At 64.8% G+C, this 23416-nt stretch carries 9 protein-coding genes; 5 read left to right on the top strand and 4 right to left on the bottom strand.

Features of this window, described 5'->3' with window-relative positions; all coding sequences use genetic code 11:
- Positions 1–69: 69 nt before the first annotated feature.
- Positions 70–13101 carry a non-ribosomal peptide synthetase gene (locus M5C71_RS09515; protein WP_248767695.1) on the top strand — a complete coding sequence of 4344 codons (13032 nt, stop codon included), beginning with the start codon at positions 70–72 and terminating at the stop codon, positions 13099–13101.
- 170 nt (positions 13102–13271) lie between these two features.
- Here M5C71_RS09515 and dsbG read toward each other — a convergent pair whose 3' ends face one another.
- Genes dsbG through dsbD form a run of 3 tightly spaced genes read right to left on the bottom strand, consistent with a single transcriptional unit; the run spans position 13272 to position 16644 of the window.
- Positions 13272–14051 carry a thiol:disulfide interchange protein DsbG gene (gene dsbG, locus M5C71_RS09520; protein WP_248767696.1) on the bottom strand — a complete coding sequence of 260 codons (780 nt, stop codon included), beginning with the start codon at positions 14049–14051 and terminating at the stop codon, positions 13272–13274.
- A complete protein-coding gene (locus tag M5C71_RS09525; protein ID WP_103496881.1) occupies positions 14027–14896 on the bottom strand; it encodes a TlpA disulfide reductase family protein in 870 nt (289 codons plus the stop codon). Before M5C71_RS09525 ends, dsbG begins: the two co-directional genes overlap by 25 nt.
- Complete coding sequence (gene dsbD, locus M5C71_RS09530; RefSeq protein ID WP_103496882.1) at positions 14896–16644, bottom strand: protein-disulfide reductase DsbD; 1749 nt, start codon at positions 16642–16644, stop codon at positions 14896–14898. The genes M5C71_RS09525 and dsbD overlap by 1 nt, the downstream gene beginning before the upstream one ends.
- A gap of 192 nt (positions 16645–16836) precedes the next feature.
- Here dsbD and M5C71_RS09535 point away from each other — a divergent pair, with 192 nt between their 5' ends.
- The 4 genes from M5C71_RS09535 to M5C71_RS09550 all read left to right on the top strand — a co-directional run bounded on the left by M5C71_RS09535 (position 16837) and on the right by M5C71_RS09550 (position 20711).
- On the top strand, positions 16837–17517 hold the full coding sequence (locus M5C71_RS09535) for a response regulator (protein WP_103496883.1): 681 nt from the start codon (positions 16837–16839) through the stop codon (positions 17515–17517).
- A complete protein-coding gene (locus M5C71_RS09540) occupies positions 17514–18839 on the top strand; it encodes an ATP-binding protein (protein ID WP_178129724.1) in 1326 nt (441 codons plus the stop codon). The genes M5C71_RS09535 and M5C71_RS09540 overlap by 4 nt, the downstream gene beginning before the upstream one ends.
- A gap of 151 nt (positions 18840–18990) precedes the next feature.
- Positions 18991–20403: an aspartate aminotransferase family protein gene (locus M5C71_RS09545; RefSeq protein WP_177103070.1), complete on the top strand. Its 1413-nt coding sequence runs from the start codon at positions 18991–18993 to the stop codon at positions 20401–20403.
- Between the two features lie 83 nt (positions 20404–20486).
- A complete protein-coding gene (locus M5C71_RS09550) occupies positions 20487–20711 on the top strand; it encodes an MbtH family protein (RefSeq protein WP_103496885.1) in 225 nt (74 codons plus the stop codon).
- 34 nt (positions 20712–20745) lie between these two features.
- Here M5C71_RS09550 and M5C71_RS09555 read toward each other — a convergent pair whose 3' ends face one another.
- Positions 20746–23145 carry a membrane-targeted effector domain-containing toxin gene (locus M5C71_RS09555; RefSeq protein WP_248767697.1) on the bottom strand — a complete coding sequence of 800 codons (2400 nt, stop codon included), beginning with the start codon at positions 23143–23145 and terminating at the stop codon, positions 20746–20748.
- Positions 23146–23416 lie beyond the last annotated feature (271 nt).

The raw sequence follows: 23416 nt of genomic DNA on the forward strand, positions 1-23416 counted from the left end.
CACGTCTCATATTCAATCGGCCTGCCCGTCTTCAAGACTCCGGGCCGGCCGACTTCAGGCAGGAATACCATGATGGATGCGTTCGACCTCCCCAGTACCCTGGCCCAGGCCCTTCAACGTCGCGCGGCGCAGACGCCGGAGCGGCTGGCCTTGCGCTTTCTCGCCGAGAACCAGGAGCAGGGCGCCGTGCTCAGTTACCGCGACCTGGACCTGCGGGCGCGGACCATTGCGGCAGCGTTGCAGACCCAGGCCGAGGTTGGGGACCGCGCGGTCCTGCTGTTTCCCAGCGGCCCGGATTACGTCGCGGCGTTCTTCGGTTGCCTCTACGCCGGGGTGATCGCGGTGCCGGCCTATCCGCCGGAATCCGCCCGTCGTCATCATCAGGAACGCCTGCTGTCGATTATTGCCGATGCCGAGCCACGCCTGGTCCTGACCCAGGAAGCCTTGCGCGAACCGTTGTTGCAGATGGATGAACTGTCCGCCGGCGACGCCCCGCGCCTGCTCTGTGTCGATCAGTTGGACAGCGCGCTGGCGGCTGACTGGATCCCGCCCGAACTGCATGCCGACGGCATCGCCTTCCTGCAATACACCTCGGGTTCCACCGCGTTTCCCAAGGGCGTGCAGGTCAGCCACGGCAATCTGATGGCCAACGAACTACTGATCCGTCGCGGTTTCGGTATCGATCTCAATCCTGATGACGTGATCGTCAGCTGGCTGCCGCTTTACCACGACATGGGCCTGATCGGCGGGCTGCTGCAACCGATTTTCAGCGGCGTGCCCTGTGTGCTGATGTCCCCGGCCTATTTCCTCGCTCGCCCATTGCGCTGGCTGGAAGCGATCAGCGAATACGGCGGCACCATCAGCGGCGGCCCGGACTTCGCCTATCGGCTGTGCAGCGAGCGGGTCAGCGACAGCGCGCTGGCGCGCCTGGACCTGAGAAGCTGGCGGGTGGCCTATTCCGGTTCCGAGCCGATTCGCCTCGACACCCTGGAGCGTTTCGCCGAGCAATTCGAGCCTTGCGGTTTCAGCGCCGATGCCTGGTTCGCCTCCTATGGCCTGGCGGAAGCCACTTTGTTCGTTGCCGGTGGCCAGCGTGGCCGGGGGATTCCCGCCCTGCGCCTGGACGATGCGGCCCTGGCGCAGAATCGCGCGCAACCGGGCGACGGCAACGCGGTGATGAGTTGCGGCACCGGCCAGCCCGGGCATGCCGTGCAGGTGGTCGAACCGAACACTCTGCACGTGTTGGCCGACAATCAGGTCGGTGAGGTCTGGGCCACCGGGCCGAGTATTGCCCGGGGTTACTGGCGCAATTCCGAAGCCTCGGCCAAGACCTTTGTCGAGCACGCCGGGGCGACCTGGCTACGCACCGGCGACCTGGGTTTCCTGCGCGACGGTGAGCTTTACATCACCGGGCGCCTGAAGGACATGCTGATCGTGCGTGGTCACAACCTGTATCCCCAGGACATCGAAAAGACCATCGAGCGGGAAGTGGAGGTGGTGCGCAAAGGCCGGGTCGCGGCGTTTGCGGTCACCGAACGGGGCGAGGAGGGCATCGGCATCGCCGCCGAGATCAGCCGCAGCGTGCGCAAGACCCTGCCGCCAGAAGCCCTGATCAAGGCGATCCGCCAGGCCGTGGCCGAGGCCTATCAACAAGCGCCGAGCGTGGTGGTGCTGCTCAATCCCGGGGCTTTGCCGAAAACTTCCAGCGGCAAGTTGCAACGTTCGGCCTGCCGCAGCCGTCTGGCCGATGGCAGCCTCGACGCCTATGCCGTCTTCCCGGATCGCACGACAGGCGTGGAGCCGGACGTCGCCCTGGCGGCAGATAACGCCGGCGATGAACTGCAAGCCCTGATCGGTCGAATCTGGTCCGAGCTGTTGCAGGTGACGCAAGTCGCCAGCGACGACCATTTCTTCCTGTTGGGCGGCAACTCGATCCTGGCGACCCAGGTGGTGGCCCGCCTGCGCGAGGCGTTGGGTATCGAACTGAACCTGCGCCTGTTGTTCGAAGCGCCGACCCTCGGCGACTTCAGCGCACAAGTGGCGCGCTTGCAGCAGGACGGCGGCCTGGCCCAGGGCGCGATTGCCGTGCTGTCGCGAAACCAGGACCTGCCGCAATCCCTGGCCCAGAACCGCTTGTGGTTCCTCTGGCAACTGGACCCGCAGAGCAGCGCCTATACGATTCCCGGTGCCCTGCGCCTGCGCGGTGAGCTGGATGAAGCAGCGCTGCGCAGCAGCTTCCAGCAATTGATCGACCGTCACGAATCCCTGCGCACGCGGTTCCTCGAACGCGACGGTCAGGCCCTGCAACGGATCGAGGCCAAGGTCACCTTCGAATTGCAATGCATCGACCTCGGCGACTTGCCCGCCGACGCCCGTGAAGCCCGCGCCCGGCAAATCCGCGAGGACGAAGCGCGCACTCGATTCGATCTGGAAAACGGCCCGTTGCTGTGGGTGACATTGGTGCGCCTGGACGACCAGGAACATCAGTTGCTGGTGACGATGCACCACATCATCGCCGACGGCTGGTCGCTGAATATCCTGATGGACGAGTTCGCCAGGCTTTACGCCGCGGCGACCCAAGGCCAGGTCGCGGAGCTGGCGCCACTGTCCCTGCAGTACGCCGACTACGCCGGCTGGCAGCGCCAATGGCTGGCCCAGGGCGAAGGCCAGCGGCAGCTGGATTACTGGAAAGCCCGCCTGGGCGGCGACGAACTGCCGACCCTGAGCCTGGCCACCGATCACCCGCGCTCGGCGCAAAAGCGCCATAGCGCCGAACGCTTGACCCTGCGCCTGGACAAGACGCTGGGCGAGGCCGTGCGCCAGACCGCCCAGGCCTTCGAGTCGACGCCGTTCATGCTGTTGTTGTCGGTGTTCCAGGGCCTGCTGCACCGCTACAGCGGCCAGCAGGACATTCGCATCGGCGTGCCCGGCGCCAACCGTCCGCGCCTGGAAACCCAGGGGCTGATCGGCTTCTTTATCAACACCCTGGTGCTGCGGGTCGAGCTGGACGCGCGCCTGCCGTTCAGCGAACTGTTGGCCCGCACCCGCCAGGCCACCCTCGAAGCCCAGGCGAATCAGGACCTGCCGTTCGAGCAACTGCTCGAAGCCTTCCCGCAGGCCCGCGAACAGGGTCTGTTCCAGGTCCTGTTCAACCACCAGCAACGCGACCTCGGGGCCTTGCGCCGCTTGCCCGGCCTGCTGGCCGACGAGCTGCCCTGGCACAGCCGCGAGGCCAAGTTCGACCTGCAATTACACAGTGAGGAAGACCGCAGCGGGCGCCTGAGCCTGTCCTTCGACTACGCCGACGAGTTGTTCGACGCGCCGACCATCGAGCGCCTGGCCGGACATTTCGTCAGCCTGCTGCGTGAAGTCTGCGCCCAACCGCAACGGGCTATTGCTGATGTGCAACTGCTGGATAACACCGAACAGGCACGGCAGATCGAATGGGGCGCGGCGGCCTGTGCCCCGGCCCGGCAATGGTTGCCGGAACTGCTGGAGCAACAGGCCCGACTGACCCCGGAACGCATTGCCCTGCAATGGGAGGGCGGCAGTCTCGACTTCGCCAGCCTGCACACCCAGGCCAATCGCCTGGCCCACTACCTGCGGGACAAGGGCGTCGGCCCGGACGTGCGGGTGGCCATCGCCGTCGAGCGCTCGCCGCAACTGCTGATCGGCCTGCTCGCCATCATCAAGGCCGGCGGCGCCTATGTGCCGCTGGACCCGGACTACCCGGCCGAGCGCCTGGCCTATATGCTCGCCGACAGCGGCGTCGAACTGCTGCTGACCCAGAGTCATCTGCTCGACAGCTTGCCGGTGGCCCCCGGGGTCAGTGCCATCGCCCTCGACCTGCTCAAGCTCGACACCTGGCCGAGCCAGGCACCGGGCCTGCACCTGGAAGGCGAGCACCTCGCCTATGTGATCTACACCTCCGGCTCCACCGGCCAGCCCAAGGGGGTCGGCAACACCCACGCGGCCCTGGCCGAGCGCCTGCAATGGATGCAGGCGACCTACGCGCTGGATGACAGCGATGTGCTGATGCAGAAGGCCCCGATCAGCTTCGACGTGTCGGTCTGGGAATGCTTCTGGCCGCTGATCAGCGGCTGCCGCCTGGTGCTCGCCGGCCCCGGCGAACACCGTGATCCCCAGCGTATCGCGCAATTGGTGCAGACCTACGGCGTGACCACGCTGCATTTCGTCCCGGCGCTGCTGCAACTCTTCGTTCATGAGCCGCAGGTGCCCGCTTGCGGCAGTTTGCGGCGGCTGTTTTCCGGTGGCGAAGCCTTGCCCGCCGAGCTGCGCGACCGGACCCTGGAGGCTTTGCCGAATGTGCGTTTGCACAACCGCTACGGCCCGACCGAAACCGCGATCAATGTGACCCACTGGCACTGCCAGGTCACGGACGGCGAACGTTCGCCCATCGGCCGGCCGCTGGGCAACGTGATTGCCCGGGTCCTCGATGCCGACCTCAACCCACTGCCCGCCGGTGTTCCCGGGGAGCTGTGCATTGGCGGTATCGGCCTGGCCCGGGGTTACTTGGGACGGCCGGGGCTGACGGCCGAGCGTTTTGTCGCCGATCCACTGGGAGAGGCGGGCGCGCGTCTGTACCGTACCGGCGACCGGGTGCGCTGGAATGCCGAGGGCGTGCTGGAATACCTCGGCCGTCTCGACCAGCAGGTCAAGCTGCGTGGCTTGCGTCTGGAACCGCAGGAAATCGAAGCGCGGCTGCTGGCCCAAGAAGAGGTGGCCCAGGCCGTGGTACTGGTACGCGAAACCGCGGCCGGTGCGCAGTTGATCGGCTACTACACCAGCCCCGCCAGCGCCGAGTCCGAAGCGCAGCAGAGCGAACGCCTCAAGAGCGTACTGGCCGCCGAGCTGCCGGACTATATGGTGCCCTCGCAACTGGTGCGCCTCGACGCCATGCCCCTGAGCCCCAGCGGCAAGCTGGATCGCCAGGCCTTGCCGGAACCGCAATGGCAGGTGCGCGAGCATCTGGAGCCGCAAAGTGCGCTGGAGCAGCAGATCGCCGCGATCTGGCGCGAAGTGCTCGGCCAGCCGCGTATCGGCCTGCGGGACGACTTCTTTGCCCTGGGCGGCCATTCGTTGTTGGCCACCCGGATCATTTCCCGCACCCGCCAGGCCTGCGATGTCGAGCTGCCGCTACGGGTGCTGTTCGAAGCCAGCGAACTGGGGGCCTTTGCCGAACAGATCCGGCTGATCCAGGGGGCCGGTCGGCGTAATCTGCAAACCGCGATCCAGCCGGTCGACCGCAGCCGGCCGGTGCCCTTGTCCTATTCCCAGCAGCGCATGTGGTTCCTCTGGCAGATGGAACCGGACAGCCCGGCCTACAACGTCGGCGGCATGGCGCGCTTCAGCGGTGTGTTCGACCTGGGCTGTTTCGAGGCGGCGTTGCAGGCGTTGATCCTGCGCCACGAAACCCTGCGCACCACCTTCCCGAGCGTGGATGGCGTGGCCTGCCAGCGGGTCGCGGCCGAGACCGGTCTGAGCCTGGCCCTGAAGGACTTCTCCGCCTTCGACCCCGTCACCCGCGAGCAGCGTCTGCGGCAACTGGCGGACAGCGAGGCGCACCAGCCATTCGACCTGGAAACCGGACCCTTGCTGCGCGCCTGCCTGGTCAAGGCCGGGGAACAGGAGCATTACTTCGTCCTGACCCTGCACCATATCGTCACCGAAGGCTGGGCGATGGATATCTTCGCCCGGGAACTGAGCGCGCTCTATGAAGCCTTTGTCGAAGGCCGCGAATCGCCGTTGGCGCCGCTGGCCGTGCAATACCTGGACTACAGCGCCTGGCAGCGCGAATGGCTGGAGTCCGGCGAGCGCCAGCGCCAGCTGGATTACTGGACCGCGCAACTGGGCAACGAACACCCGTTGCTCGAACTGCCCGGCGACCGTCCGCGGCCGCCGGTGCAAAGCCACCATGGCGAGCTGTACCGCTTCGACCTCGACGATGCCCTGGCCGCGCGGGTTCGTACCTTCAATGCCGAGCACGGCCTGACCCTGTTCATGACCATGACCGCCGCCCTGGCCGTGCTGCTCTATCGCTACAGCGGCCAGGGCGACCTGCGCATCGGCGCGCCGGTGGCCAACCGGATCCGTCCGGAAAGCGAAGGCCTGATCGGCGCCTTCCTCAATACCCAGGTGCTGCGTTGCCAGCTCGACGGCCAGATGCGCGTCGGCGAGCTGTTCGAGCAGGTCCGGCATACCGTGATCGAAGGCCAGTCCCATCAGGACCTGCCGTTCGACCAGTTGGTCGAAGCCCTGCAACCGCCCCGCAGCGCGGCCTACAACCCGCTGTTCCAGGTGATGTGCAATGTGCAGCGCTGGGAGTTCCAGCAAAGCCGGCGCCTGGGCGAGATGGCCGTGGAATACCTGGTCAACGATGCGCGGGCGACCAAGTTCGACCTCAACCTGGAAGTCACCGACCTCGACCAGCGCCTGGGTTGCTGCCTGACCTACAGCACCGATCTGTTCGACGAGCCGCGTATTGCCCGTATGGCCGGGCACTGGCGCAACCTGCTGCGGGCCTTGTTGGAGGATCCGCAACAACGCCTCTGCGAGCTGCCGCTGTTGCAGGCCGAGGAGCAACAGGCGTTGCATGACAGCCTGGGCAACGAGGCCGGCGAACAGCGCCTGGACCAGTGCATCCAGGGCCTGTTCGGCCAGCAGGTCCTGGCCCGTCCGGACTCTCCGGCGCTGACCTTTGCCGGCGAGACCCTGAGCTACGGCGAACTCGACCGCCGCGCCAATCGCCTGGCCTGGCGCCTGCGCGAGCAGGGCGTCGGCCCGCAGGTGCGGGTCGGGCTGGCGCTGGAGCGCTCGCTGGACCTGGTGGTCGGCCTGCTGGCGATTCTCAAGGCCGGCGGCGCCTATGTGCCGCTGGACCCGGAATACCCGCTGGACCGCCTGCATTACATGATCGAAGACAGCAGCGTCGGTTTGCTGCTGAGCCACACCGCGTTGCTCGACGCCCTCGGACCGCTGCCGATCGGTGTGGCAAGCTGGTGCCTGGAACAAGATGCTACGGCCCTGGCCGACTATCCCGCCACCGAACTACCGTTTATCAATCTGCCGCAGCACCAGGCGTACCTGATCTACACCTCCGGCTCCACCGGCAAACCCAAGGGCGTGGTGGTATCCCACGGCGAAATCGCCATGCATTGCCAGGCGGTGATCCGGCGTTTCGAGATGCGTCCCGACGATTGCGAACTGCATTTCTATTCGATCAACTTCGATGCCGCCACCGAACGCCTGCTGGTGCCGCTGCTCAGCGGTGCCCGAGTGGTACTGCGGGCCCAGGGACAATGGGATGCCGAGCAGATCTGCCAACTGATCGACGAACAGCGGGTCAATGTCCTCGGCTTTACTCCCAGCTATGGCAGCCAGTTGGCCCAATGGCTGGCGACCCAGGAGCGGACCTTGCCGGTGCGCCTGTGCATCACCGGCGGCGAAGCCCTGACCGGCGAGCACCTGCAGCGGATTCGCGCGGCCTTCAAGCCACAACTGTTCTTCAATGCCTACGGCCCGACGGAAACCGTGGTCATGCCCCTGGCCAGTCTCGCTCCCGAGCAGTTGGAGGAGGGTGCCGCCAGCGTGCCGATTGGCCGCGTGGTCGGGGCGCGTGTGGCGTTTATCCTCGATGAGGACCTGGCATTGCTGCCACAAGGCGCTACCGGTGAGCTGTATGTCGGCGGCGCGGGCCTGGCCCAGGGTTACCATGCGCGTCCCGGCATGACCTCCGAGCGTTTTGTCGCCGATCCGTTCTCGGCCGATGGCGGACGCCTGTACCGCACCGGTGACCGGGTCCGGCAGCTGGCCGACGGCCAGGTCGAGTACCTGGGCCGGGTCGACCATCAGGTGAAGATTCGCGGTTTCCGCATCGAACTGGGGGAAATCGAAAACCGTCTGCTGGAACATCCGGCGATTCGCGAGGCGGTGGTCCTCGCCCTGGAAATGCCGGGCGGCCGGCAACTGGCGGCGTATCTGACCAGCGACGTGGTCGAGCAGGGCGAGACCGAACAGGCTGCCTTGCGTGAAGCCCTCAAACTGCATCTCAAGCGCCAACTGCCGGACTATATGGTCCCCGCGCACCTGATCCTGCTGGAACAGATGCCGCTGACCGGCAACGGCAAACTGGATCGCCGCGCCTTGCCGGCACCGGACCCGGAGCTCAACCGCCAGCACTATGTGGCGCCAGGCAACGAACTGGAGCAGTCCCTGGCGGCTATCTGGAGCGAAGTGCTGAACCTCTCGCCAGTGGGTCTGTACGATAACTTCTTCGAACTGGGCGGCGACTCGATCCTGTCGATCCAGGTGGTCAGCCGGGCGCGGGCGCAGGGGATTCATTTCAGCCCCCGCGACCTGTTCCAGCACCAGACCGTGCAAAGCCTGGCGGCGGCGGCCACCCGCAGCGAGCGGATCGTCGCCGAACAAGGCCTGCTCAGCGGCGCCTCGGGCCTGACACCGATCCAGCACTGGTTCTTCGACAATGAAATTGCCGAACGCCAGCACTGGAACCAGGCGGTCTTGCTGGCGCCGACCCGTGTCCTCGAACCCCATGCCCTGGAACAGGCGCTGCTGATCCTGCTGGAGCACCATGACGCGTTGCGCTTGAGCTTTACCCGCCCCCACGGCCAATGGCTGGCGGAGTACGCGGTACCAAAGGACGTCAGTGTGTTGCAGCAGGTCCGTGTCATGGATTGGGCGCAGTGCACCGAGCTGTACAGCGAAGCCCAGCGCAGCCTCGACCTGCAACAGGGACCGCTGCTGCGGGCCTTGCTGGTGGACGGGCCGCAGGGTGAACAACGCCTGCTGCTGGCCATTCATCACCTGGTGGTGGATGGCGTTTCCTGGCGCATCCTGCTGGACGATCTGCAAACGGCGTATGCCCAATTGATCGAAGGCCAGGCTTTGCAACTGCCGACCAAGACCAGTGCCTTGCGCGACTGGGCGGTGCGCTTGCGGGCCTATGCCGGCAGTGAATCGCTGCGCGAAGAGATGACCCTCTGGCAGGCGCAACTGGCTGGACCTGGGAGCGAACTGCCGGGCACGAACCGCCGGGGCGGGTTGCAGAACCGTCATGGGCAAACCCTCAGCGTGCGCCTGCCGGCGGCGCGCACCCGGGCCTTGTTGCAACAGGCTCCGGCGGCCTATCGCACCCAGGTCAACGACCTGCTGCTGACCGCCTTGGCGCGGGTGATCTGCCGCTGGACCGGCAGCGACTCGGCGCTGATCCAGCTCGAAGGCCATGGCCGCGAAACCCTGTTCGACGAAATCGACCTGACCCGCAGCGTGGGCTGGTTCACCAGTGCCTACCCGGTGCGCCTGACCCCGTGCCTGATCGAAGAGGGCGCCGGGCAGGGCGCCTCGATCAAGGCAATCAAGGAGCAATTGCGCGGCGTGCCGCACAAGGGCCTGGGTTATGGCGTGCTGCGTTATCTGGCCGATCCGGCGCATCGCGCGGCGATGGCGGCCTTGCCGCAGGCGGCGATCACCTTCAACTACCTGGGGCAGTTCGACCAGAGCTTTGGCGACGAGGCGCTGTTCCGGCCGCTGGACGAATCGGTGGGGCAAGCCCATTCGCCTGAGGCACCGCTGCCCAACGAGTTGAGTATCGACAGCCAGGTGTATGGCGGTGAGCTGGTCCTGCGCTGGACCTTCAGCCGCGAACGCCTCGCCCCACAGACCGTCGCCGAGCTGGCCCAGGCCTACCTGGGCGAACTGGACAGCCTGATCGAACATTGCCTGAAAGACGGCAACGGCGGCCTGACCCCATCGGACTTCCCCCTGGCGCGCCTGACCCAGCCGCAGCTCGATGCACTGCCGGTGCCGGCCGCGCGGATCGAGGACGTCTACCCGCTGACGCCGATGCAGGAAGGCCTGCTGCTGCACACCTTGCTGGAACCGGGCACCGGCCTCTATTACATGCAGGACCGCTACCGCATCGACAGCGAACTGGACCCGCAGCGCTTCGCCGAGGCCTGGCGGCAGGTGATCGCCCGTCACGAAGCCCTGCGCGCTTCCTTCTGCTGGAACGTCGGCGAGGACATGTTGCAGGTTATCCACAAGCCGGGCAGCACGCCTTTCGAATACCTGGACTGGAGCCTTGAAGCCGAGGCCGGCCATGAGCCGCGTCTTCAAGCCTTGCTCGAAAGCGAGCGCGAAGCCGGTTTCGATCTGCTCCGTGAGGCGCCGTTCCACCTGCGCCTGATCAAGGTCGGCGCGGCGCGCTACTGGTTCATGATGAGCAACCATCATATCCTCATCGATGCCTGGTGCCGCTCGTTGCTGATGGACGATTTCTTTGAAATCTACATGGCCATGGGCGAGGGCCGTGAGGCGCAACTGGTGCAGCCGCCGCGCTACCGCGACTATATCGGCTGGCTGCAACGCCAGGACCTGGTGCAGGCCCGGCAGTGGTGGAAACACAACCTGCAAGGTTTCGAGCGGGCCACCCATATTCCGAGTGACCGGCCGTTCCTGCGCGAGCATGCGGGAGCCACCGGAGGGATGCGGGTAGGGGATTGCCATACCCGTCTCGATGTCCGCGATGGCGCACGTTTGCGGGAGTTGGCCCAGCAGCATCAGCTGACCGTGAACACCTTTGCCCAGGCGGCCTGGGCTTTGGTCCTGCGTCGTTTCAGCGGTGATCGCGACGTGCTGTTCGGTGTGACCGTGGCCGGTCGTCCGGTGGATATGCCGCAGATGCAACGCACCGTCGGCCTGTTTATCAACAGCATCGCGCTGCGGGTGAAACTGCCCCGGGACGGCGTGACCTGCCGTGTGCGTGATTGGTTGAGCGGCTTGCTGGCGCACAATATGGAACTGCGCGAGTACGAATACCTGCCGTTGGTGAATATCCAGGAACACAGCGAGCTGCCCAAGGGCCAGCCGTTGTTCGACAGCCTGTTCGTGTTCGAGAACGCCCCGGTGCAGGTCTCGGTACTCGACCATGCGCAGAGCTTCAATGCCACTTCGGATTCGGGTCGGACCCACACCAACTTCCCGCTGACGGCGGTCTGTTATCCGGGCGATGACCTCGGGCTGCACCTGTCCTACGACCGGCGTTATTTCGAGGAGGCCAGCATCGAGCGTCTGCTCGGTGAGTTCAAGCGCCTGTTGCTGGCCTTGATGGACGGTTTGCACGGCGATATGGCCGACTTGCCGCTGCTGGCTGAAGAGGAGCGGGAATTTCTGTTGCACGGCTGCAACCAGAGCGAACGGGCCTATCCGTTGGAGCAGAGTTATGTGGCGCTGTTCGAGGCACGGGTCGAGGAACATCCGCAACGGATCGTGGCGAGCTGCCGGGATCAACAGCAAAGTTACGAGCAACTGAACCTGGCATCCAACCGCCTGGGCCATGCGCTGATTCAAGCCGGTGTCGGTCTCGATCAGCCCGTGGCGCTGCTGGCCGAACGGGGTCTGGAACTGCTGGGCATGATCGTCGGCAGCTTCAAGGCCGGCGCCGGCTACCTGCCGCTGGACCCGGGCTTGCCGGGCCAGCGCCTGAGCCGGATTGTCGAATTGAGCCGCACGCCGTTGCTGGTCTGCACCCGGGATTGCCTGGAGCAGGCGCGGGCCTTGCTGGCGGAGTTCGCCGAGCCGCTGCGACCGAAGCTGCTGGTCTGGGAAGACGTCCAGGAAGGGGGATATGCGTCGTCCAACCCGGGTATCCACAGCGCCCCGGATAATCTGGCCTACGTGATCTACACCTCCGGCTCCACCGGCCTGCCCAAGGGCGTGATGGTGGAGCAGCGCGGCATGCTCAACAACCAGTTGAGCAAGGTGCCGTACCTGCAACTGAGCGAGGCGGATGTGATTGCCCAGACGGCCTCGCAAAGCTTCGATATCTCGGTCTGGCAGTTCCTGGCGGCGCCGTTGTTCGGCGCTCAGGTGGCTATCGTGCCGAATGCCCTGGCCCATGATCCGCAAGCTTTGCTGGAGCATGTCCGGGAGCAGGGCATCAGTGTGCTGGAAAGCGTGCCGTCGCTGATCCAGGGCATGCTCGCCCTCGACCCGGTCAGCCTTGACGGCCTGCGCTGGTTGCTGCCGACCGGCGAGGCGATGCCGCCCGAGCTGGCCCATCAGTGGTTGCAACGCTATCCACAGGTCGGGTTGGTGAATGCCTATGGTCCGGCCGAGTGCTCGGATGATGTGGCGTTTTTCCGGGTCGACGAGGCCTCGACGCGGGGCAGCTACCTGCCGATCGGCCTGCCGACCGACAACAACCGTCTGTACCTGCTCGACGGTGCCGATGAACTGGTGCCGCCGGGGGCGGTGGGCGAGTTGTGCGTGGCCGGGATCGGGGTCGGTCGCGGTTATGTCAGCGATCCGTTGCGCACCGCGCTGGTGTTTGTGCCGCATCCATTCGGTGGGCCGGGTGAGCGCTTGTATCGCACCGGTGACCTGGCACGGCGCCGTGTTGACGGGGTGCTGGAGTATGTCGGGCGGATCGACCATCAGGTGAAGATCCGTGGTTACCGGATCGAACTGGGGGAAATCGAGGCACGCCTGCATGAACAGCCGGAGGTCCGCGAGGCGGCGGTCGGGGTTCAGGAGGGGGGCAACGGCAAGCACCTGGTAGGTTACCTGGTGGCGACGGATTCGGTGCTGGGGGTAAACGAGCGGCTGGAGCGGATTCGCCAGCGCCTGCGGGCCGAGTTGCCGGAGTACATGGTGCCGTTGCACTGGTTATGGCTGGACGCGCTGCCGTTGAACGCCAATGGCAAGCTTGATCGCAAGGCCTTGCCGGTCCTGGAGATCGGCCAGTTGGCCAGCCAGGACTATCTGGCGCCGCGCAATGAACTGGAGCAGATTCTGGCCGGGGTCTGGGCCGAAGTGCTGAAGGTCGAGCAGGTCGGTGTACGCGACAACTTCTTCGAACTGGGCGGGCATTCGTTGCTGGCCACGCAGATCGCTTCACGGGTGCAGAAGGTCCTGCAGCGCAATGTGCCGCTGCGGGCGATGTTCGAGTGCGGCACGGTGGAGGCGTTGGCGGCGTATATCGACGGGCTGGAAGCCAATGGGATCAGCGAGGATAAGGTTGATCGCCTGAGCGACCTGATGGCGGAGCTGGAGGGGTTGTAAGGGTGCCGGAGTAGGGAACCTGAATACACTGCAAAACCTGTAGGAGCAGAGCTTGCTCGCGAAGAGGCCCGTGAGGACGCCAAAAGCTTCGCGGGCAAGCCCTGCTCCTACAGTCACGTGTTTTGGCGCCAGATAGCGTCAGGCCCAGCCGTCTGGAGCTTGGCCGCGAATCACTTCGGCCCGAGAATCTTCAGCAGCTTGTCCGGTGACGGTGCACCCTGCTGCTGTTGCAGATCACCATTCTCATCGAGATAGAAAATCGACGGGGTCGCCGACAACTCCAGGTCTTCCATCAACTTCATGTTGGCATCGAGCTTGGCCTGGATCGGTGCCGGGATCGTGTCCAGCGGCTTGAGCTTGCTGCCCTTGCCGGCCTTCTCATGGTCATGCAGGGCCAGTTGCGGGTCCTTGGCGGTAAACAGCGCGGCCGCCTTGGCCGCGCTGTCCTCGCGGATAATCCCGACCATGATATGGCGCAATTGCACCTTGCCCGAGTCGACCCACGGCCGTGCCTGTTCCCAGAACATATTGCAGTACGGACAGTTCGGATCACTGAACAGATAGACGGTGCGCGGTGCATCCGGCTTGCCGTCCTCGATCCAGCTGCTCTTCTCCATCTGCCCCCAGACCTGCTTGGCCATCGGCCCGTACACCAGCTTGTGCAGCGGCGCCTGGCTCAGGTCGTTGCCGTTGGCGTCATACAGGTTGCCGGCGACCACATTCTTGCCATCGGCGGTCAGGTACAGGGCCATGCCCCGATTCTGGAACTGGGCGGCATAACCCCGCAGGCCACCCGGTGCGTCGAAGCTGCCGACGATTTTCGCGCCCTTGGCTTCGATGCTCTTGATCGGCGCGGGCAGTTCTTCGGCCTGGACCATGGGCGCTTGCAGCAGCAACGCGCCCAGTGCGGTGCTCAGGCTCAGGTTCAGCAGGTGGCGGTTGAAGGGCATAGCGGTTTCCTTGCGGTGGCCGGTGTGGCCGAAGTGGATTTGGGCGGACCGAAGTTTTCCAGGGCCCGGGCCAGGCTGGCCTGGGACAATTCGCCCAGGTGAGTACCCAGCAGGCGGCCTTCGGCGTTGTACAACAGGGTGGTGGGCAGGGCCATGGAGCCGACGCTCTGGGCCAGCTTGCCGGTACCGTCGAACAGCACGTTGTCCAGGTTCAGGCCCTGGGTCATCAGGAAGGTGCTGACGCTCTGCATGCTTTCGGCCTGGTTGACGAACAGGAAGGTCACGTCCTGGCGTTCATGCTGGGCTTTTTGCAGCACCGGCATTTCCCGTCGGCACGGCGGGCACCAGGTGGCCCAGAGGTTGATCACCAGCGGGCCGCCCTGGTAGTCGCGCAATTGCACCTCCTGGCCCTGGGCATTGCGCAGGGTGATTTCCGGCAGGCGGGTGCCTTGTTCGTAGAGGGTCATCGACAGGCTGGCCAGCAGCCAGAACGCCAGGCCACTGCCCAGGCCGAAACCCAGCGGCCGGCGCAGGGCCGGACGTCGCCAGCAGAACAGCACGGTGCCCGACAGCAGCGCCAGCACCCCCGGCCAGGCGAGGAAACCACCGTCGCGGATATCCAGCACCTGCAACGGATCTTCGCGAAAATAGCTCCAGTAGGCGATCACGAAACTGATCCGCGCCACCAGCATGGCCAGCATGAACAGACCGAACAGCACCGACTCCGGGTTGTCACCGCTGCGTTTCGCCACCCGCCAGCCCACCAGCGTCGCCAGGGCGAGGGCGAGCAACAACAGCAGGTGGTTGATCGACAACGCGAAGGTACCGAGGGTCAGGGTGAGCATCAGCGAGCATCCCGTGTGCTGTTCCAGTTCTGGAGAAAAGCCTTGGCATCGACTTCGCCGGTAATCCGGCTGGCCCGGCGTTCCTGGCCGTCCGGTGCGAGCCATAGCAGGGTCGGTGGTCCCGGCACTTCATAGCGGCCGAGCAGCTCGCGGCTGGCGGGGTTGTCGTTGGTCACATCCAGGCGCACCAGTCGGACATCGCCCAGGGCCGCCTGGACCTCGGCGTTGGAGAAGACGGTTTTCTCCATGATCTTGCACGACACGCACCAGTCGGCGTAGTAGTCCACCAGCACCCATTGGCCCCGGGCCTTGGCCGTGTCCAGTTCGCGCTGCAGGGCAGCCGGGTCATTGAGGGTGATAAAGGCATCGTGGGCCGCTGTCGCGCCGTTGGCCGCGGCCGCCCCGGTATAGACGTGCAACGGTCGCCACAGCTCGGTGCTGCCACCCGCCGCCCCGACCACCAGCAATGAACCCCAGAGGCCGAGCAGGACGCCGGCGCAGGTGCTCAGCAGGGCGGTGGGGCCCGGCTGCCGGGTCTGTTGCCAGATGCAGCTGCAGGCGATGATCAGCAGCAACGCGCCCCACAGGCCGAGCCACAGGGGTTCGCTGACCACCGGGCGGATCATCAGCACGGCGGTGCCGAGGAACAGGAAGCCGAACACCGCCTTGACCCGGTCCATCCAGGATCCCGGCTTGGGCAGGAAACGGTTGCCGACGGTCACCAGCAGCAACAGCGGCAAGCCCATGCCGATGCCCATGGTGAACAGCACCAGACCGCCTTCGACGATATTGCCGCTCTTGGCGATATACAGCAGGGCACCGGCCAGGGGCGCGGTCATGCACGGGCCGACCAGCAGGCCGGAAAGGGCGCCGAGTATCCCGGCCCCCACCAGGCTGCCGCCGCGACGGCCACTGCCGGCGTTTTCCAGGCGGTCACGCAGGGCCGCCGGCAATTGCAGTTCGAAGAAACCGAACATCGGCAGGGCCAGCACCACGAACAATGCGGCGAAACTGCCCAGCAACCAGGGTTGTTGCAGCAGCGCCTGCAAGTTGCCGCCGAGCAGGGCCGCGAGCATGCCCAGTGCGGCATACACCAGCGCCATGCAGATCACATAGCTGCCGGCCAGGGCAAAGCCGCGCCTTGGACTGGCGCCACTGCCCACTACCAGGCCGGCGAGGATCGGCAGCATCGGCAGCATGCACGGGGTGAACGCCAGCAGCAGGCCGAGGCCGAAGAAGGCCAGCAGGCTCCAGCCCAGGGCGTTGTGCTGCAGGTTGGCGGCCAGGGATTGATCCTGCGCCTGAGCCTGGCCTGGCGCCGTGGACACCGGGGCCTTGCCGCCCAGGTCGACGACCTGGCTTTGTGGCGGGTAGCACAGGCCGGCGTCGGCGCAGCCTTGCCAGCCCACGGTGACCTTGCCCGTGGCGCCGGCCGGGATCAGCAGCTCGAGTTCGCTGCGATAGACCTGCTGGTCGCCGAAGAACTCGTCGCTATGGTGCTCGCCCTCGGGCAGCGCGGGCCGCTGGGCCGGGTCGAGGCCGTCGAGCTTCAGGCGTTTCTGGTAGAGGTAATAACCGTCGGTGATCTGCCAGTACAGCCGGGTTTGTCCCGAGGCCAGGGTCTCGGTGCTGAAGGCGAAGGCCTGGCCGACGGGCAGGAAGTCCGGCTTTTTTACCGCGAACGGATCGTTACCGGCCTGGGCCAGGCCTGCGAAAAGGACAAAAACAAAGGTCAACAACCAACGCATAAAAAAGCCTTAGAACCGTGGCGAGTGGGGCAAGCCTGCAAGCAGGCGATTAACCGATCATTAACCCGATATTATCCGGGTTGTACACGGACTTTGTAGGCACCGGGTGATTAACTATTCTGCGGGCATTGGCGGCATAATCGCCGCTTAATCCATTTGCGTTCCAATCGACACATTTGCGCAGGTATCCCCATGCACGTACTGGTTTGCGAAGACGATGAACTGATCGCCAGCGGCATCAAGGCCGGACTGACCGCCCAGGGCATGATCGTCGAGCATGTCGCCAACGCCGCGGCGGCGCGGGCCATGTTACGCGCGGCCGAGTTCGACGTGATGGTACTTGACCTCGGCCTGCCCGACGAAGACGGCCTGAAGCTGCTGGCACAACTGCGCCAGAAGGGCCTGGAGATACCGGTGCTGATCCTCACCGCCCGCGACTCGGTGACCGACCGGGTCGACGGCCTGCAGGCCGGCGCCGACGATTACCTGCTCAAGCCCTTCGACCTGCGCGAACTCTTCGCCCGCCTGCAAACCCTGTTGCGGCGCGTGGCCGGGCGCAGCGTCAACCTGATCGAGCACGGCGCCCTGAGCTACGACCCGAGCAGCCGCGTGACCCTGCTCGGCGGCCAGCCGGTGGACCTGTCGCGCCGTGAGCAGGCGCTGTTGCAGGCGCTGCTGCACAACCGCGGCCGGGTCCTCTCCAGCGAGCAACTGAAAGACAGCGTCTACGGTTTCAGCGACGAGCTGGAAAGCAATGCCTTGAACGTGCATATCCACCACCTGCGCCGCAAGCTCGGCAACGGCATTGTCGAAACCGTTCGCGGCCTCGGCTATCGACTGGGCCCGGCGGGTAACGAGGACACCGCGTCATGATGAGCCTGCGTCTGCGCCTGAGCCTGACCATCGGCGCGGCGTTTATCCTGATCTGGGCCCTGGCCGCGACCTGGATGCTCAGCGACCTGCGCCACCAGATGATGTTTTCCCTCGACCAGCGCCTGGTGGCTTCGGCGCGCATGGTCGCCGGGTTGCTGGAGCAGTTGCCGCCGATTTCGACCAAGGGCGACGGCACCCATTTCAGCGCCGAACAGCTTAATATCCCCGGTGGCATGGCCTGCCAGGTCAGCTCCCTGCGCGGCGAGATCCTGGCCCGCAGCCACAACAACCCGGAACAGGCCCTGGAGGACCAGACCGCCGGTTTCCATGACCAGATGATCGACGGCGCGCCCTGGCGCAGCTTCACCCTGGTGCGCGGCGACGTGCATATCACCACCGCCGACCGCCAGGTCGAACGCGAGGCGCTGAACCTCTCGGTGCTGCTGGCGGCCTCGGTGCCGGTCGGTGTGGCATTGGTGGGTTGCCTGTGCCTGCTGTGGCTGGGGATCGGCCAGGGCCTGGCGCCGCTCAATCGCATGCGCGATGCCTTGATGCGCCGTAGCCCCGACTCCCTCGAACCCTTGCAGGTGCAGCCGCTGCCCCGGGAATTGCAGCCGCTGCTGGACACCCAGAACCAGCTGTTCCAGCGTATCGGCAAGACCATCGAGCGCGAGCGCCGCCTGACCGGCGATGCCGCCCACGAACTGCGCAGCCCGCTGACCGCGATCAAGACCCACCTGCAAGTGGCGCGCATGACCGAAGGCGCGGCCCGTGACCAGTCCCTGGCCCACGCCGAGGCCGGCGCCGACCGCCTGCACCGGACCCTCGAGCAATTGCTGCTGTTGGCGCGGGTCGAAGGCAGCCTGTCGTTCGACGATGGTGTGCAGTGCAATGCCGAGCAGGTGGCGCGCCTGGCGATCCAGGATTCGGCCAATGGCAATCGTGGTCGCATTGCCTTGCACCTCGCGGAAAACTTCTCCGCGGCGCCGCTGGAAATGCCCTCGACCCTGTCCATCGCCGCCTTGCGCAACCTGCTGGACAATGCCCTGCGCCACACACCGGGGGATGCGCCAGTGGAATTGAATGTGGAAACCATCGGCAACCGCGTGCGCTTCCAGGTCCGCGACCACGGCCCGGGTATCGCCCCGGACGATCTGCAACACCTGACCCAACGTTTCTGGCGCAACAGCACCAGCACCGGTTGCGGCCTGGGGCTGGCGATTGTCAACGCCATCGTCCAGCGTTGCGGCTGCGTGCTGCACTTCGACAGCCGTCCCGACGGGCTGCGGGTCGAACTGACCATGCCGTTGCAGGCGGTCTGAACCCCCTCTCCTGAAAAACTCCTGATGCAAAGCGTCGCCCGGGTGTAAATCCTGGCGGCGCCGGTGCGTTTCCAGAACACAAAGCCTGCGCGCACCCGCGCGCGGGCACAGGGTTTTGGTCACTATCAGCAGAGTATTGAGGGATCGAGAGATGTCAGTCGCTACCAGCCTTATCGAAAAATTACCGGTGGGTGCCAGTCAGCTGCCGGTTGGAACGCTCTATCAGTTCGACGAGTCGCCGATCCTGGCCCGCCAGAGTCGCCAGGAATCCAACGCTCGCAGCTACCCACGGCGTATCCCCCTGGCGCTCAAGCGCGCCAAGGGCCTGTATGTCGAGGATGTCGAGGGCCGCCGTTTCATCGACTGCCTGGCCGGTGCCGGGACCCTGGCCTTGGGGCACAACCACCCGGTGGTGATCGAGGCGATCCAGCAGGTCCTGGCCGATGAGCTGCCGCTGCACACCCTCGACCTGACCACGCCGGTCAAGGACCAGTTTGTCCAGGACCTGTTCGGCTTGTTGCCCGAGGCCCTGGCCAAGGAGGCGAAGATCCAGTTCTGCGGCCCCACCGGCACCGATGCGGTGGAGGCCGCGCTGAAACTGGTGCGTACGGCCACGGGGCGCAGCACCATCCTGTCCTTCCAGGGCGCCTACCACGGCATGAGCCAGGGCGCCTTGAGCCTGATGGGCAGCCTGGGGCCGAAAAAACCGCTGGGTGCACTGTTGGGCAATGGCGTGCAGTTCCTGCCGTATCCCTACGACTACCGTTGCCCGTTCGGCCTGGGTGGCGCGCAGGGGGTCAAGGTCAATCTGCATTACCTGGAAAACCTGCTGAACGATCCCGAGGGCGGCGTGCAGTTGCCGGCGGCGATCATTGTCGAGGCGGTGCAGGGCGAGGGCGGCATGATCCCGGCGGACCTCGACTGGCTGCGCGGCCTGCGGCGGATCACCGAGCAGGCCGGCGTGGCGCTGATCGTCGACGAAATCCAGAGCGGTTTCGGGCGTACCGGCAAGATGTTCGCCTTTGAACACGCCGGCATCATTCCGGACGTGGTGGTGATGTCCAAGGCCATTGGCGGCAGCCTGCCCCTGGCAGTGATGGTCTATCGCGACTGGCTCGACACCTGGGCCCCGGGCGCCCATGCCGGGACCTTCCGTGGCAATCAGATGGCCATGGCCGCCGGTTCCGCGGTGATGCGTTATCTCAAGGAACACGACCTGCCGGCCCACGCGGCGGCCATGGGCGCGCGTTTGAGCGAGCACCTGCGCATCCTGCAGCGGGACTTCCCGCAGTTGGGCGATATCCGTGGGCGCGGCCTGATGCTGGGGGTCGAACTGGTCGATCCGAGCGGTACCCCGGATGCCCAGGGTCATCCGCCAGCCTTTGCGCGCCTGGCGCCGCTGATTCAACGCGAATGCCTCAAGCGCGGGCTGATTCTCGAACTGGGCGGGCGTCACGGTGGCGTGGTGCGGTTCTTGCCGCCCCTGGTGATAAGCGCGCCTCAGATTGACGAAGTGGCACGGATTTTCGGTGATGCGCTGGCGGCGGCGGTGGCCGGCCTCTAATTTTTTGCCGGGCTTCAACGTTTCCTTCTACACGAGCGCTGCGCAGCGGGCGCGGCCTCATCCCCACACGACGGAGAACAGCAATGACTTCAGTATTCGACCGCGACGACATCCTCTTCCAGGTAGTGGTCAACCACGAGGAGCAATATTCCATCTGGCCGGACTACAAGGCGATCCCCAATGGCTGGCGCGCCGTGGGTAAAAGCGGTTTCAAGAAAGAGTGCCTGGACTATATCGAAGAGGTCTGGACCGATATGCGCCCGCTGAGCCTGCGCCAGAAAATGGAGGCGCAGGCCGTCGCGGGTTGAAGGCTTGCCCCCGCGCGCGATGGGGGCCGACTGTTCAGAGATCGTGATGGGCTATGTAAGGGTCCAGATTCTTCGCGTAGATCAATTCGCGCTTCAAATGATCGAGATCGTCAAAGACTTCCGATCCGTCGTAGCCCAGTGCTGGTGCTTTAAGGCAGAGCTGGTCGGGCATCCCGGCCTTTTGCAGGATCGGGATGACCTTCAATGAGCGGTCCGTTGAGCGATAGACCAGCACGGGGCCGTTCTCGACCTGGCCGAACAGAAACATGCCAGGTCGATGGAGTTGAGGATGGGTATCGAGCCTGAGTGTCCCGGGCAGGCCTCCGGGCGTCCCGGCCACCTGCACCATGCCGATGCTCTTGAGCCGCCATACCAGATCGCCAATGCTGCTGAATCTTTCGCTGTCAGGAATACCGGATCCGGCCGGGGCAGGGAACTGTCCTTCGCTGGCAATCAATGGGATCTCCGTGTAGGGCCTGTCTTTAGGTTTCTGGACCAGCAGGAAACCCTCGTTGGTGGTTTCAATCAGGAAGTCCGATGGCTTGTGCAGACACTCCCTGGAGTTGTGCTGGTTGGGGCGCAGGGGGGAGGACTGAATACTGATCTCCAGCTTCAGGTCCGCGCGGACCTGATGAACCCCATTGGAAAAAAGCGCCACTTCGCCGCTGTCAGGCGTGATCCGTAGCGCCGGCTTCCCCCCCGTGGCGACAGTACGCAGGCCCACCGCGCCTTGTAATTCGGCCAGACCGGGTATTTGCCTGAGCGTGTTGACATGGATACTTTCCACCAGCGCCAGCCATCGATGCGCACCGTATTGCTGTTGGTCGGCGCTGATCAGCTTGTGGGCAATATAGTTGAAGGTGGACAAGCGCCTGATGCTCGGACTCCATGCCGGGTCCCGGTTCTGCACGCGCTTCCCATCGGGATAGCTGATGGCCGTGTCCAGTGCCTGGATCCTGATACCGTGCTGGCGAGCGCCGACCAGCAATTGCCGCAGTGAATACTTGCCCTTCGGATCAATCGAGTCCTTGCTGTCCTCATTGCGAAGCAGGTTCTTCAGTTCGTCGGGTATCACACCCGTGGTGTGAAAGTCGTCCAGAAGCTGCTGGTCGAAGTCTTTCATCAGGTGCTGTACATAAATCCTTTGCACCTGCAGCTTCGAGAGAACCGGCAGGTTGTCGATCAGCAGTTGCCTCGCCATGGTTGACTTGGCGCCAGCGCCCAGCACCAGTCCCTGGCTGTTTTCGTAGATTTTTTCAAGGAACCGCGCCGGAGGACTTTCTGCCGGTAACTGCGGCACTGGGCGTTGGCCAGGGATGACCTGGGTGTGGGCAAAGAAGGCCTGGGCGGTTTTCTCCAGGAGTTCCTTGCGGCGAGAGAATTCGCTGCGGATATTGCGATTGACGCTATTCGTGGCATTGCCGGAGTCCATTATCGCGACACCCTTTTTTTCGCGGATTTCGGGGTTGAGCAAGTCCCTGAAGCGGGGCGAAGCTTCAAACGAGACATTCCAGGGTACTTTTACCGACAGTTTCAGGTCGGCGCCGATGAAGTTGGTATGGGTGGTGCTGGAGGCGATCGGCAGCAGCGTTTGTGCCGCGGGTCCGATCACCACATCTTCGACCTGCAGGCCGATAACGCCTTGGGCCATGGCCAGTCCCGGGGCAATTCTGGAGTGACGGCTATTGGCATGTTTGTTTTCCAGCAGGGCAATCCATTTACCCCCGGCGCCATTCAGCCGATCGGCGTGGATGACCTGATTGGCATGCTGGACCATCACCCGTCCGTGGTCGAACAGGGCGCGTTCATCTTTCGAGAGTGAGTAGCTCGCCGCACAATCGAGCGCCTGAACCCGAATACCGTGAGCTTGCGCGGTGCTGACCAGGCGATGGTAATTGTAAAAGCCCGGCGAGGAGCTGCCATACACGGTGCCCAGTACTCGCAAGTGGGTATCCAGTTGATGGCTCATGATTCCGGTTTTGTGGAAGTGGTCCAGGTGAATCTGCTCGATATCGGTTCTGAGGTGTTCCAGATAAAGGGTTTTCACGCCTTTTTCAGCCAAGGTGGCCATGTTCTCGATCAGGAACAGCTTGCTGCCCGGGCTGGTCAGCACTTCGCCGAGGACCAAGCCTTCGGCGTCTTGATAAAAGGCTTCGATCATTGCGCGAGGGCTGGTGCCACGGCTTGGCTGGGGGCGCGTGGGCGCGGGCGGCAGTGCGCTGTTTCTGAAGAAAGTGTCGGAATTCGCCAGCAGCCGTGCGCGCAGCTCCACGAGCTTCTTCTTCGTGGCGATTTGCACGAGGGAACTGCTGGTGTTCGACAAGGCTGGCGCCCGGGCGACAACCAGTCGATGTTCCTCAGGCAGTTGATACTGACGCAAGGCCGTTGCAGCACTGTTTTCTTTCCAGATATCGCTGCCCGCGACCCGGTACAAGGCCGGGCCCGAGGGTAGGAACTCTTCCCGCGCCTGGGCGCAGTAGGACCTGACGCTTTCGTCATAGCGGACCATGACCACCTGGCCATCTTCGAGATTGACGAACTTGCGCTGCTGGGCCACGCGAAACCCTTCGCTGTCGGCGGGCGGCAGGCCTTTGGGCGCGGGCCTTGAGTAGGCGCTCAAGGGGCGGCCCGGCGATAGGCTGTTGGCAACGGGACCGACGATGCTGCTGATGGCAATGGGGGCCGTGCCGGGGATTTGTGCGACG

The sequence above is a fragment of the Pseudomonas sp. MWU12-2345 genome, assembly GCF_023242385.1.
Classification (GTDB): domain Bacteria; phylum Pseudomonadota; class Gammaproteobacteria; order Pseudomonadales; family Pseudomonadaceae; genus Aquipseudomonas; species Aquipseudomonas gingeri_D.

Bases quoted from the DNA above. Each gene is read 5' to 3' on its own strand.
- M5C71_RS09515 (WP_248767695.1), top strand. From the start codon at position 70: ATGATGGATGCGTTCGACCTCCCCAGTACCCTGGCCCAGGCCCTTCAA.
- dsbG (WP_248767696.1), bottom strand. From the start codon at position 14,051: ATGCCCTTCAACCGCCACCTGCTGAACCTGAGCCTGAGCACCGCACTG.
- M5C71_RS09525 (WP_103496881.1), bottom strand. From the start codon at position 14,896: ATGCTCACCCTGACCCTCGGTACCTTCGCGTTGTCGATCAACCACCTG.
- dsbD (WP_103496882.1), bottom strand. From the start codon at position 16,644: ATGCGTTGGTTGTTGACCTTTGTTTTTGTCCTTTTCGCAGGCCTGGCC.
- M5C71_RS09535 (WP_103496883.1), top strand. From the start codon at position 16,837: ATGCACGTACTGGTTTGCGAAGACGATGAACTGATCGCCAGCGGCATC.
- M5C71_RS09540 (WP_178129724.1), top strand. From the start codon at position 17,514: ATGATGAGCCTGCGTCTGCGCCTGAGCCTGACCATCGGCGCGGCGTTT.
- M5C71_RS09545 (WP_177103070.1), top strand. From the start codon at position 18,991: ATGTCAGTCGCTACCAGCCTTATCGAAAAATTACCGGTGGGTGCCAGT.
- M5C71_RS09550 (WP_103496885.1), top strand. From the start codon at position 20,487: ATGACTTCAGTATTCGACCGCGACGACATCCTCTTCCAGGTAGTGGTC.